The 13,742-nt window shown below is 51.0% G+C and carries 11 protein-coding genes; all 11 read right to left on the reverse strand.

What is annotated here, in order from left to right:
- Positions 1 to 26: 26 nt before the first annotated feature.
- A complete protein-coding gene (locus tag B3G15_RS02175; protein ID WP_290715148.1) occupies positions 27 to 1,481 on the reverse strand; it encodes a phytoene desaturase family protein in 1,455 nt (484 codons plus the stop codon).
- Entirely contained in the window at positions 1,478 to 3,094 is a 1,617-nt protein-coding gene (locus B3G15_RS02180) for an alpha/beta hydrolase (RefSeq protein ID WP_064300424.1), read from the reverse strand. Before B3G15_RS02180 ends, B3G15_RS02175 begins: the two co-directional genes overlap by 4 nt.
- 146 nt (positions 3,095 to 3,240) lie before the next feature.
- Positions 3,241 to 4,416 (reverse strand): glycine C-acetyltransferase, encoded by a 1,176-nt coding sequence (locus tag B3G15_RS02185; RefSeq protein ID WP_023467709.1) that lies wholly within the window; start codon positions 4,414 to 4,416, stop codon positions 3,241 to 3,243.
- Positions 4,416 to 5,504: an L-threonine 3-dehydrogenase gene (gene tdh / locus B3G15_RS02190; protein ID WP_214857170.1), complete on the reverse strand. Its 1,089-nt coding sequence runs from the start codon at positions 5,502 to 5,504 to the stop codon at positions 4,416 to 4,418. The genes B3G15_RS02185 and tdh overlap by 1 nt, the downstream gene beginning before the upstream one ends.
- A 100-nt stretch (positions 5,505 to 5,604) precedes the next feature.
- On the reverse strand, positions 5,605 to 6,471 hold the full coding sequence (locus B3G15_RS02195; RefSeq protein ID WP_023467707.1) for a 2-oxoacid:ferredoxin oxidoreductase subunit beta: 867 nt from the start codon (positions 6,469 to 6,471) through the stop codon (positions 5,605 to 5,607).
- Positions 6,458 to 8,206 (reverse strand): 2-oxoacid:acceptor oxidoreductase subunit alpha, encoded by a 1,749-nt coding sequence (locus tag B3G15_RS02200; protein WP_035398188.1) that lies wholly within the window; start codon positions 8,204 to 8,206, stop codon positions 6,458 to 6,460. The genes B3G15_RS02195 and B3G15_RS02200 overlap by 14 nt, the downstream gene beginning before the upstream one ends.
- Before the next feature lie 189 nt (positions 8,207 to 8,395).
- Positions 8,396 to 8,656: a stage V sporulation protein S gene (locus B3G15_RS02205; protein ID WP_023467705.1), complete on the reverse strand. Its 261-nt coding sequence runs from the start codon at positions 8,654 to 8,656 to the stop codon at positions 8,396 to 8,398.
- 29 nt (positions 8,657 to 8,685) lie between these two features.
- Positions 8,686 to 9,480 carry a TIGR00282 family metallophosphoesterase gene (locus B3G15_RS02210; protein WP_023467704.1) on the reverse strand — a complete coding sequence of 265 codons (795 nt, stop codon included), beginning with the start codon at positions 9,478 to 9,480 and terminating at the stop codon, positions 8,686 to 8,688.
- Between the two features lie 49 nt (positions 9,481 to 9,529).
- On the reverse strand, positions 9,530 to 11,092 hold the full coding sequence (gene rny, locus B3G15_RS02215; RefSeq protein ID WP_023467703.1) for a ribonuclease Y: 1,563 nt from the start codon (positions 11,090 to 11,092) through the stop codon (positions 9,530 to 9,532).
- A 194-nt stretch (positions 11,093 to 11,286) separates the two neighbouring features.
- Positions 11,287 to 12,330 (reverse strand): recombinase RecA, encoded by a 1,044-nt coding sequence (recA, locus tag B3G15_RS02220; RefSeq protein WP_023467702.1) that lies wholly within the window; start codon positions 12,328 to 12,330, stop codon positions 11,287 to 11,289.
- 111 nt (positions 12,331 to 12,441) lie between these two features.
- The gene (locus tag B3G15_RS02225) at positions 12,442 to 13,674 is read right to left on the reverse strand and encodes a competence/damage-inducible protein A (RefSeq protein ID WP_149427017.1); all 1,233 of its coding nucleotides are present in this window, start codon (positions 13,672 to 13,674) and stop codon (positions 12,442 to 12,444) included.
- Between the last annotated feature and the right edge of the window lie 68 nt (positions 13,675 to 13,742).

The raw sequence follows: 13,742 nt of genomic DNA on the forward strand, positions 1-13,742 counted from the left end.
TTCTTTCATCATTTTACGACGATTTCTCATAATCTGACGTCAAACTGTCGGGCAACATGAATCGCAGACGTCGTCGCCCCAATCGTCCCGGCACCCGGAAAGATCGTGTCCCCGATTGCAAAGAAGTGATTGATGCCCGTACGAAACGGCGCTGCGAACAAGAGACTTGTACTCGGACGTTGCGGATATCCCCCGACTCCACCATCCGGACGGAACGTATAGCGTACCCACGCACCGGGTCCACCCGGATGGCGTTCGATCGCCTGTTGCACGAAGCCAGGAAACTGTTGTTCAAGAATAGCTTCGAAGATCGCCGACATCACCTCGACCTGTTCGTCGTAGCGTTTCCGGTCCGTCTTATTAAACGTACCAATCGGAACATGACATGACATCGTCAGCGTCCGCTGACCGGCTGGTGCACGTAACCGGTCGTCCGGACGGGAGAGGGAGATGAAGGCATGACCTGAAGGTAAGGACGGATCATGAACTTGCCGGAATGCTTCGTCAGACAAAATGATCGACTCCGGAATCGCCGCATAATACGTAAACGTCGCCCATTGCTGTAGCTTTTCTTGTCGCTGATACGTCCGTCGTAACGTTCGTCGCATATCCGAACTGACGACTTCCCTGATGCCTTCAAGCGGAACTGCGCAGATGACAGCATCAGCAAGCATCAAGCGTCCGCGACGATCCTCGATCAAGAAACCATCCGGTGTCTTTCGAATCGACGTGACTTTTCGCCCAAGGAGACAGGTTGCCCCGCTCGCCTCGGCTATCTCTTTCAATTGCTCGGCCAGTCGGTATAATCCACCCGGGACATAATAAGCACCTTCATGGTAAATCGATAAGGCGACGGCTCCTAGTAAAGCTGACGCCTCCTGTCCTGTCTGCATGCTGTCGAGTAAGATCCCGTCGATCACTTGTGCGAACAGCGTATCCGCTAGTCGATGTTTGCGTAACAGATGACCAATCGTCAGCGGAAAATACGGTAAGAGGACGACACTTTTCGTGTGACGGACTAACCGCCGGACGTCGGCTAAATCTTGAAGTGGCAATGCCGGCAGTTCTGCCATCAGTGGACGAATTGCCTCGTGTATCTGCTCGATTTCAGCAAAGAATGCCCGAATCGACGATGCCTGCTCCGGAAAATGTGAAGTCAATTCGGTTAGAAACGCATCACGATTTTGATAATAATGAATCAATCGTCCTTCGATGCGAATCGTCATGACGACGTCGAGTGGCTTGACCTGGTGCGTCACTCCGAGATGATCGAGCACACGGGCATGAATGCCACCCGGTTCAAATCCCATCCCAAGGGTCGCTCCAACTGGATACGTCAAGTCCCGGCGCGTGAACTTCCCGGCTGATCCTCCCCATTCACGGCTTCCCTCAAGTACCGTGACGGCATGTCCTTCTTGTGCAATCAATGCCGCAGCCGTTAGACCGGCAATTCCTCCGCCGACGATGACGACCTGTTTCATGATGGTTCCTCCTCCGTGACTCGATTTTCTTTAAACAGGAAATTGCGGATTTCGCGGAAGACCGGCTCCCGGCGATGAATCGTGAAGTGATCATACTTATAGGATTTCGTCTGAATGTTATCCGTGTAGTTCTCGAGTGCAAACGAACTCTTCAACGAAATCAGATTGAAGTCGCCTCCTTTGGCACCAAACGAATAGACGAGTACGTCGCGTGGCCACGTCTCAAGCCGTTGGGTCAGATTGTTCATCGCTGGAGAACCTTTCGCAAGATCACGTATGGCAGGACTGTTCGTATTCGTGCCGAGTGGCGCAAGTGTCAAGCCAAGCTTCGCGTAATCGGAGCCGGCGATCGGTGAGTCGAGCGTCACGACTTTTCGGACGTGATACGGCATCTCCTCTTGGACCGTGTAGGCGACGACATCGACACCACCCATGCTGTGCCCAACGAGCTGAATATCGGCAAAGGTCGCTTTTTGTTTCGCATCGTAAGCTGCAATCGCCGCATTCAACCACTTTTGCTGATCGACAAGGCTTGCCTCATCATCTGCGAAGACGATTCGGACAAGTGGGTAGCCGGTCGATGATGGTTTGACGCTACAGGTCGCTTTCCCGGAACGGGTCACGTCACATCGACCGCCATCATCGGCGACTTTTTTATTCGTGAAGTTTTGAATCATCGGCACGAACGTCCGCTCCGTACCGAATAACCCGTGGACGAGGAACGTCGGCACGATTTCACTCTTTCCTTGCGTGACGATCTGACGCGTTGGTGGCGGCGCACTTGACGTATCTTCCGCGAACACCCACCACGCTCCTCCCCCGACAATCAAACAGACGAGGAGCGAGATGCTGATCGTCTTCAACTGTTGTCGGCGCAAACGACGGACACGGTGAAAGACCCAGTAGAGGAATAATCCGACACCGATTAATAACACGATACCGGTAATGATCCAACCTGTCGGATTCGGTACATACGCAATCAACTGTAGCTGGTTGGCTTTCGTTCCGTATAATTTCCATGACACATCATGGTAATTCGACCAGTCGATCTTTTCTCCATTTTGGAGACCGATCACTTTTGGACCGTGGAGCTTGATCTCGATATCGGCTTGACGGATATACCGATCGGCGAGTTTCTTGACTTGTCCTGTCGGTTGATAGCCTTTGATATTCAAACGATCGATACTGAGATCGATGTTCGTATCCAGTCGATACGTATCAAACCAAAAACCGTCCGATTTTTTCATGTCGAACTTCGTATCGGGTGGAATGAGAATTCCGCCAATCCCCGTCTTCCATTCGTCCTTGATCGATGTCATGTCCTTGAAGTTCGCGAATGTCTTCTGCATCCGGATCCCTTCATAGTCATCCTTCGTCTTGAACGCCTTCGCTGCATAGCCGTTCTTTTCTGCCTGTTTGACATAACTATTCCAATTCGGATTTAGATTCAATAAACGCGCCACTGGGTGTTCCTTTGCGGCATATGTCGTCTTTAAGGTAACACTCTGATCGGTATGGATCGTCGCATCATATTGGATGCGAATACAACCCCCAAGGAGCAGCGTCAGCATCAAAAATGAGAGCAATATCCCTTTCTTCTTCGTACTCATCAGGTCACATCCTTTCCTCATCTGTTATTCCCTATCTCGCAAAAGTAAAAACGGTCGACTTTGATTCTTTCGCCCGTGACGCACTTCAGGCAGTGGGTCATCGACCCACTGCCTGAAAGTATGCGGACCTGGTTCGTCCGTGATCGATATCAACCGATCAAGTTTAATTCACGACCGACTTTTTCGAAAGCTGCAAGCGCCGTCGTTAAATCTTCACGCGTATGTTCCGCCGTCACGATCGTCCGGACACGTGCTTTTCCTTTTGCGACCGTCGGGAAGGCGATGCCTTGAGCAAAGACACCTTCTTGACGTAAGCGGTCCGACAACTCGTGGCAACGTGCTTCATCCCCGACGATGACAGGTGTGATCGGCGTCGTCGACGTTCCGATGTCGAATCCAAGATCCCGGAGTCCTTGTTTAAAGAATTCCGTGTTTTCCCACAGACGATCGAAGAGTTCCGTCTCTTCCTCCATGACACGGAGCGCTTCCCGGTTTGCCTCGACGACTGCTGGTGGATGTGATGTCGAGAACAAGAACGGACGTCCTTTATGGATCAGGTAATCTTTGACGTGCTGTTCACACGCGACGTATCCCCCGAGGACACCGATGGCTTTTGAGAGCGTACCGACTTGCAGGGCAACACGTCCGTCAAGACCGAAGTGATTGACCGTACCGCGTCCCGCTTTCCCAAGCACACCTGACGCATGGGCATCATCGACCATGACGAGTGCGTCATATCGCTCGGCTAATTCAACGATTTCCGGAAGCGGCGCGATGTTTCCGTCCATCGAGAAGACACCGTCCGTGACGATAAGGCGCGTCCGCGCGTCTTGCGTTTCTTGTAAGGCCGCTTCAAGATCAGCCAAGTCGACGTGTTTATAGATTCGGCGTTTCGCTTTCGTCAGACGAATCCCATCGATGATCGAAGCGTGGTTCAACTCATCCGAGATGACGACGTCTTCCGGACCGAGCAGTGCCGATAAGACACCGAGATTCGTTGCGAATCCCGACTGGAAGACGAGTGCTGCTTCCGTATGTTTGAATGTCGCAAGTTCCCGTTCGAATGCTTGGTGCATCTCGAGTGTTCCGGCAATCGTCCGAACTGACCCTGTTCCAGCACCGAACGTGCGCGCTGCTTCCGCAGCTTGTTCAGCGAGACGTGGATGTGCGGCGAGTCCGAGGTAGTTGTTCGACGACAGTTGAATGAGTTCCTTACCGTCGATCGTCACGCGGTTATGTTGCGCGCTCTCAAGTGCTACGAGGTTGCGGAACGTGCCCGCCTGTTTCATCTCTTCTAGTTCTGTCCGTAAGTGTTCAAATCCCATTAATTCGTCCCCCTTGGTTGTAATACGACTTTCCCGCATTTCCCTTGACGCATCAATTCAAATCCTTCTTCGAACCGCTCAAGCGGCAACGTGTGTGTGATCAACGGTCGGACATCGACTTTTCCGCTCGATAAGAAAGCAGAAACCTGGCTCCATGTCTCGTACATCTTCCGACCGGTGATCCCTTGGACCCGGACACCTTTAAAGACGACGTGGTTCGTCAAATCGATTTCGACCGGTTTGACCGGCAGACTGAGGATGTTGACGTCTCCACCTGCTGTCACCATCTCGAATGCTTGACGAATCGCAACCGGATGACCACTCATCTCACAGACGACATCAATCCCGTCGCCGTCCGTCATACGTTCAATTCGCTCTAACACATCGTCATGACGTGAATCAATGACGACATCCGCCCCCATCGTCCGTGCGAGCTCGAGACGATACGGATTGACGTCGATCGCGACGACTTCCGCCGCACCAGCTGCTTTAGCGACGGAGATCGCCATCAGACCGATCGGACCACAACCGACGATTGCGACCGTTTTCGCACTGACATCACTCGCAAGAACCGTATGGACAGCATTGCCCATCGGCTCTTGGATCGAGGCAATCCCTGCTGGCATATCTTCCGGGTTGACCCAGAGGTTTTCTTCCGGCATGACGACGTATTCTGCAAAACAGCCTTGTGTATCGACACCGATGATCTTCGTGTTCTTACAGATGTGATATTGCCCACGAAGACACTGTTTACATTGATGACAGACGATATGCGTCTCCGCCGAGACACGGTCACCGAGTTTCAAACGTTTCGTGCCTTCTCCGAGCTCGACGACTTCGCCCGAGAACTCGTGACCGAAGACATACGGCGGATTGACACGCGAGGCTGCCCACGCGTCCCACTCATAGATATGCACGTCCGTCCCACAGATCGATGTTGCCTCGACTCGAATCAAGACTTCTCCACGACTCGGTACGGGTACCGGTACTTCTTTGAGTGCCGCACCGAACCCGCGCTCTTCTTTGACGAGTGCACGCATCGTTTTCGTCGTTGTCGTCTCTTCTACCGTCGTTACTAATTTCGTCATCTTTCCCCGACTCCTTCGCGGAAGTTCACGTTTATTTATATGTGGCGAACTTCCAAATGTTTAGCATCCCCAAAAAAACCAAACACATCTTTCCTCTATCTTACATGAATTCCGCTGCCAGTTTACCGAATGTTTCTTCGTTTAGCTCAAGATCCGCGTACGCGAGACCAGATTCTTGATACCCATCGATTTGTGACTGGTAATCAGGACGTGTTTCATCCTGATAGATCAATCCCATGACGAGTCCGTCGTGAGCATGAACGGTCTGTTTCGCAAGATCCAAGTTCGACGGATCGTATCCTTCGATATCGGACAGCTTCGTCAAGTTCTGTTTGAACCAATCGTACGTATTGACCTTGTTGAACGTGACACATGGACTGAAGACGTTGATGAAGGCAAATCCTTTATGTGCCGTCGCTTGCTCGATCAGTTGCGTCAAGCCCTTCAAATCGTTCGAGAAGCTTTGGGCAACGAACGTCGCCCCAGCCGTCAAGGCGAGTTCAACCGGTGAAACACTCTTTTCGATCGACCCTTTTGGCGTCGATTTCGTCTTGAATCCAGGTGCAGAAGTAGGTGACGTCTGTCCTTTCGTCAAGCCGTAAATCTGATTGTCCATGACGATATACGTCATGTCGACATTGCGCTTGAATGCATGAATCGTATGTCCCATGCCGATTGCAAATCCATCACCGTCGCCACCAGACGCGATGACCGTCAATTCGCGGTTCGCCATCTTGACACCTTGGGCGATCGGAAGGGACCGTCCATGAACACCGTGGAAGCCATACGTATTGATATAACCGGAAATCCGACCAGAACAGCCGATCCCGGAAATCAATGCCAACTCTTCTGGTTCGAGACCGACGTTCGCGACAGCACGCTGAATCGCTGCTTGAATCGAGAAGTCTCCACACCCTGGACACCAGTTTGGTTTGACATCGTTTCTAAAATCTTTAAAGGTTGCCATGATATACCCCTCCTACGACCTGCTCGACGACCTCTGCTGGGTAGAACGGGTCGCCATTGAATTTCAGGATATGCTCGATCTTCGATGCATGTCCACAGTTCATCTGGATCAGCTTCGCCAGTTGTCCCGTTGCGTTGTACTCGACGACGATGACTCGTTTTGCTCGCTCTAAGTGCGGCGTGACGAGCTCACTTGGGAACGGATGGACTTGACGGATATGCAAGTGATCAACCTTGATTCCTTGTGCTTCGAGTCGTGGCATGATCTCTTCGATCGTTCCACGTGTCGAGTTGAAGCCGACGAATAAGATATCCGGTTCTGCATGATGCTCCGTTACGAGAACGGCATCCTGTAAGCGGAACGTGTTCAGCTTACGGAGTCGCTTCGTCATTTGATCGACTCGGTTCTTCGTCGCTTCCGACGGCCGCCCTTCCTCATTGTGCTCAACACCCGTTACGTGGTGAATCCCGTGCTTAACGCCTGGAATGACACGTGGGCTGATTCCATCTTCCGTCACTTCGTAGCGTTTGAAGTACGCTTTTCCTTCAAGTTCCGGTAAGTCTTCCTGGATCAACTTTCCGCGACGGATTTCAACGCGTGACATATCCGGTGGCTCGACCGATTGTTTTCCAAGCGACAGCATCAAATCCGTCAACAGAATGACAGGACACTGGTATTCCTCTGCGATATTGAATGCTTCTGCTGCATCGTAGAACGCTTCCTCGACCGTTGACGGTGCCAAAACGACCTTTGGAATCTCACCATGCGTGCTGTAGATCATCGCCATCAAGTCAGACTGTTCCTGTTTCGTCGGTAGACCGGTTGACGGACCACCTCGTTGTGTATCGACGATCACGAGCGGTGTTTCCGTCATCCCGGATAACCCGATCGCTTCCGCCATCAATGACAATCCTGGACCAGCAGATGCTGTCAAAGCACGGACACCTGCGTAGTTCGCCCCGATCGCCATCGTGACTGCCGCCAATTCGTCTTCCGTCTGGACGACCGTTCCGCCGAACTGCGGCAGTTTCTTGATTAAGTATTCCATGATTTCAGATGATGGTGTGATCGGGTAAGCTGCCATCAGACGCGCTCCACCGGCGATTGCACCAAGGGCGATCGCATCGTTTCCGATCATGAACATCCGTTGTTTTCCGTCAGCCGGTTCCAAGACGAACCGCTCGCCCTCTCCTGCAAGTGCTTCGAACGCTGCTGCGCCTTCACGAATCGCCGCTAAGTTTTTCTCAACCATGTCTGGACCTTTTCGACCGAAAATCTGTTCGACGACGGCTTGGAAACGCTCCGGTGCAATGCCGAGAATCGCACTCGATGCACCGATCGCGACCATATTCTTCATCAAAGCCGTACCGAGATCAGCTGCGATTTCCGTAAATGGAATCGCATACAAGGAAGCGCGTGCTTCGTCCGGATTCGTCGGATTGAATTTCGCATCCGCGATGATGATGGCACCTTGACGCAATTCATGGAAGTTAACATCGATCGTCTCTTGATCGAATGCGACTAAAATATCGAGATCATCGGAAATCGTCCGGACTTCCTGTGTCGCGACACGAATCTTATTGTTCGTATGTCCTCCCTTGATACGTGACGAAAAGTGACGGTAGCCGTACAGGTAATAGCCGAGTCGATTCAAGGCAATCGCAAAGATTTCGCCTGTTGATTCGATCCCTTCTCCCTGCTGACCGCCAACTTTCCATGATAACTGATTATACATCGACGTTCGCTCCTTCTCTGTCCCCTGAAATGATAGTTCTCTCTATCCTCCCTCATGATACCGATTTACCGGAAGTAGTACAATGCTCCCTCGGTGGAAAGGTGAGAAAATTTCGCGGACGCAGCAAAAAGACCATCTACTCCAGTCGAGTAAATGGTCTACTTGCAAATAGGACCTATGTCCAATTCGTCATCGTGGTTCGATGATGAGTTTGATGGCGGTTCTTTCTTCCCCATCAATCAAAATGTCTGTGAAGGCTGGGATACAAATCAAGTCGATGCCAGAAGGCGCCACGAATCCGCGTGCGATGGCGACGGCTTTGACAGACTGATTGAGCGCTCCCGCACCAATGGCCTGAATCTCGACGGAACCTCTCTCTCGAATGACACCCGCGAGTGCACCTGCTACCGCGTTTGGATTCGACTTAGCTGATACTTTCAGGACGTCCATGCGTGTACCTCCCCATCCAGAAATGGCAATCAGTCGAAGAATACTGACTGATCCGTCAGATGAATCCGTTCAATCTTCGTTGCTTTTTTGGTTGTGTCATCGATATGAATCAAGACTCCATTAAGTTGTTCCCGTCCTTCGGCAACTTCAAACCGTGTTGGGAGCTGTGTCTTGAATTTTCGCAGGACATCTTCCTGGCGCATTCCGAGTACGCCGTTCAGCGGTCCTGTCATCCCGACATCCGTGATGTAAGCAGTTCCTCCGTCAAGGACACGCTCATCTGCTGTCTGGACGTGCGTATGTGTGCCGACGACAGCTTGTACTCGACCGTCGAGGTGATAGCCCATCGCAATTTTCTCACTCGTTGCTTCCGCATGAACATCAACGAAGATGGCATCGACTTTTCCTTCGACTTCCGCAATCAGTGCATCGACGGTACGGAACGGGTCACCGAGTGGTGGTAAGAAGACCGTTCCCTGGACGTTGATGACGGCAATCTTTTTATTACCTGCTTTGACGATCATCATCCCACGACCTGGCGTGCCTTCTGGATAGTTTGCCGGACGGACGATTCGATCCGCGTCGTCGATCCAGTCAAAGATGTCGCGGTTATCAAACGTGTGGTTCCCCATCGTGATCCCGTGGAATCCGAGTTCAAGGAATTGATGATAGATCGACTTCGTGATGCCGCGTCCGTGTGCTGCGTTTTCGCCGTTGACGAGCATGACGTTCGGATTGTACTTCGCTTTCAAGCGTGCTGTGAATTGTTGTAGGATATGTCGACCGGGTGCACCGACGACGTCTCCGATGAATAAAATCTTCATTACTGTTCCTCCGTTCATTAAAAAAAGTGGCGGTCGCCCGCCACTCCACTTATTTCGCGTATTCGACTGCTCGTGTTTCCCGAATGACCGTGACCTTGATGTGTCCCGGATAATCGAGTTCTTCTTCGATTTTTTTCCGGATGTCACTCGCCATCTTGTGAGCCAGTACGTCATCGACGACGTCAGGTCGAACGATGATACGGACTTCACGACCCGCTTGGATCGCAAATGATTTTTCGACACCGTCGAACGATTCCGAGATTTCCTCGAGGCGTTCGAGACGGCGGATATAACTTTCGAGTGTCTCTTGACGTGCACCTGGACGAGCAGCAGATAATGCATCCGCAGCTGCGACCAAGACGGAAATGACAGATGTCGCTTCCGTATCCCCGTGGTGGGATGCGATCGCGTTGATGACGGTTGGATGCTCTTTGTACTTCGTACCGAGCTCGACACCGATTTCAACGTGACTGCCTTCGACTTCGTGGTCGATCGCTTTCCCGATATCATGCAGAAGACCCGCACGTTTTGCAAGCGTGACATCTTCTCCAAGTTCAGCTGCCATCATACCTGCAAGGTGGGCAACTTCAAGTGAGTGATACAGGACGTTCTGTCCGTAACTCGTACGGTACTTCAAGCGACCGAGAATTTTGACAAGGTCCGGATGAATGCCGTGGATCCCGACATCATACGTCGCTTCTTCCCCGATTTCTCGAATCCGCTCGTCGACTTCACGACGGGATTTGTCGACCATCTCTTCAATGCGGGCCGGGTGAATCCGACCATCCTGAACCAATTTCTCGAGCGCCATTTTAGCGACTTCGCGACGAATTGGGTCAAAACCAGACAAAATGACGGCTTCCGGCGTATCATCGATGATCAAGTCGATCCCAGTCAAGGTCTCGAGCGTACGGATGTTGCGGCCTTCCCGTCCGATGATCCGACCTTTCATCTCATCGTTCGGCAAGTTGACGACCGATACAGTCGTCTCTGCGATATGTTCAGCGGCGAACCGTTGAATCGCAAGTGACAAGATGTTACGTGCTTTCTTGTCGGCTTCTTCTTTTGCTTTTTGTTCGATTTCTTTTTGAAGAATGGCTGCATCATGTAAAGCAGCCTGTTTCGTCTCATCCATGATGATCGTTCTTGCCTCGTCTTGCGATAAATTCGCGACGCGGACAAGCTCTTGACGTCCCTGTTCATACAGGTCCTCTACTTTGCGCTCTAGTTCTTCAGCTTGATGCTTCCGTTTCGCGATCTCTGCATCACGTGTATTGATTTGATCTTCCTTACGGTCGATAGCGTCAACACGGCGATCGAGTGTCTCTTCTTTCTGGAGCAACCGGGCTTCTTGTTTCGCTAGCTCTTGGCGACGTTCACGCAATTCTTTTTCCACTTCGTTACGAAGTTTGAATGCTTCATCTTTCGCTTCGAGTACTGCTTCTTTTTTCGTTGCCTCAGCTGATTCACGCGCACGTTCGACGATTTTGTTCGCTTCCGTTTCTGCGCCTTGAATTTTCGCTTCTGCAATCGATTTCCGCAAGAAGTAGCCTACGATGAATGCGATCAGCAAAGTGAGGAGAAGTATGACAATCCAAGTCAGTGTACTCATGGGTTCACCTCCCCTTTGCAAGGTGTTTCTTAGTTCATTTCGGTATTTCATCGAAGCTGTCTAAAAAACGTACATCTATATTGTAAGGATAGCACTCGTTCATTGTCAACGAACGGACGGGAAAGAATTCCACTGTTTTCCTCTTTTACACTAAAAAAAGAGAGGATTCGCATGCGAATCCTCTCTAAAACGATTTATTCAGCAAATAGATCTTCTGGTTGTTCTGCTTCGAAATCAACCGGCTCTTCGCGATCGACGAGACCGTGGTGTTCACGAATCAAACGTTCGACCTCTGCTGCGACTTCCGGATGCTCGACCATGTATTGCTTCGCGTTCTCACGTCCTTGACCGAGACGCTCTGAGTTGTACGAGTACCATGCACCACTTTTTTGAACGATATCGAGGTCTGTTCCGATGTCGATCAACTCACCGACTTTCGAAATCCCGAGACCATACATGATGTCGACTTCCGCTTGTTTGAACGGAGGCGCGATCTTGTTTTTGACGACTTTAATCTTCGTTTTGTTACCGACGACGTCCGTACCGTTTTTCAACGCTTCCGCACGACGCACTTCTAAACGAACAGACGAGTAGAATTTGAGTGCGCGACCACCTGGAGTTGTTTCCGGGTTACCGAACATGACACCGATTTTTTCACGGATTTGGTTGATGAAGATGACGATCGTCTTCGATTTATTCGTTGCACCAGACAGTTTACGAAGCGCTTGGCTCATCAAACGTGCTTGAAGACCGACGTGTGAGTCACCCATCTCGCCTTCGATCTCTGCTTTTGGTACGAGTGCCGCAACGGAGTCGACGACAAGAATATCGACCGCGCCAGAACGAACGAGTGCTTCCGCGATTTCAAGTGCTTGTTCCCCAGTGTCCGGTTGTGACAAGAGGAGCTCATCGATATTGACACCGAGTTTGTTTGCATATGCTGGATCAAGCGCGTGCTCCGCATCGATGAACGCTGCTTGTCCGCCTTGTTTTTGAACTTCTGCGATTGCATGAAGCGCAACCGTTGTTTTACCTGACGATTCAGGTCCGTATACTTCGATGACCCGTCCACGTGGGTATCCACCTGCACCTAGGGCAATATCTAATGTAATCGATCCAGAAGAGATTACTGATACCTTCTGATCCGCATTTTCTCCGAGTTTCATGATAGAACCTTTACCGAACTGTTTCTCTATCTGGCGTAGCGCCATCTCAAGTGCTGCTTTACGATCACTCACGTAGCAGGCCTCCTTTTAATTATCTTACTGAGATTATTGTACTTCTTTTGAGACCGAATGACAAGCATTTTACGAACATTTATTCGCATACTTGCACTTTGATCATTTTTCTCACTCTGGTGCTTTTTCGAGATGTTTCAGTAGAAGGAAATAGGTATCCTTGACGGCGCGCAGTCGAATCATGCCTCTATCGAACGAAGGATATTGCCATTCGACGATCCGTGTTCCATGTGCGTCCGCAACAGCACAATAGACCGTTCCGACCGCTTTTCCGCTGTTGCTCGTCGGACCTGCTTCCCCCGTCAAGGCGACGGCGATATCGGATTGATACAGTTCCCGTGCCCCTTCAGCCATCGCGATCGCGACCTCTTTACTGACAGCAGTATGCTCTCGTAATAAATCCTCTGGTACCGATAACACGGCTTGCTTCGCTGCATCATCATAAACGACGGCGCTCCCACGCAACACTTGACTCGCACCGCTGACATCAACGAGACCACTCGCGACGGCTCCTCCCGTCAGTGATTCGGCGAGCGAAAGTGTCAATCCTGCTTCTTGATACCGTTTTAGAACGACTTCCGGCAGACTCGTCTCGCCATATCCATAAAAGTACATGCCGACTTCAGCAAGGACGTGTTGTTCGAGTTCATCGAGCATACGATCGGCTTCCTGTTGATCGAGTGCTTTAGCCGTCAGGCGCAACCGGACTTCAGCGAGCTCCGCATACGGTGCGACCGATGGATTGGTCGCTTCCTTGATCAACGTTTCTAGACGGTCGTTTAAAGCCGACTCCCCGATTCCGAAGAATCGTAATGTCCGAGAACGGATCGTTTCTTGACCGAACAGATGACTGAAGTGATCTTTGAGGATTTGCTTCATCTCGCGTGGCACACCAGGTAAGACGATATATTGGTGATGCTCCGTTTGGACCGACATACCGGGAGCAAGTCCTGCATCATTACGTAAAACCGTTGCACCATCGATGATTAATGCTTGTTTTCGTTCGTTGATCGTCATCTCCCGTTGACGTGTCTTTAAAAACCCTTCGATTCGCTCGTACGCCGCTTGATCGAGGACGAGATCGCGTCCGAGAAGATCAGCGAGCACTTCTTTCGTCAAGTCGTCTTCCGTCGGTCCAAGGCCTCCTGTGATGACAAGGAGGTCTGCCCGCTGTTGTGCCTGACGGAATGTCTCTTGCATCCGCTCACGATTGTCACCGACGACTGTGTGATAATGAACGTCAATTCCGGCACTCGCTAACCATTCGGAAAGGTACTGTGCATTCGTGTTCGCGATTTCCCCAAGGAGAAGTTCGCTTCCGACTGCGATGATTTCTGCTTTCATGTTGATTCCTCACCTTCTTGAAGTATAAGAAAAGACTGTTCGGTATGACGAACAGTCTAAATTGATCC

Origin of the sequence: Exiguobacterium sp. UBA1053, from assembly GCF_002316465.1 — a bacterium.
GTDB classification, from domain to species: domain Bacteria; phylum Bacillota; class Bacilli; order Exiguobacteriales; family Exiguobacteriaceae; genus Exiguobacterium_A; species Exiguobacterium_A abrahamii.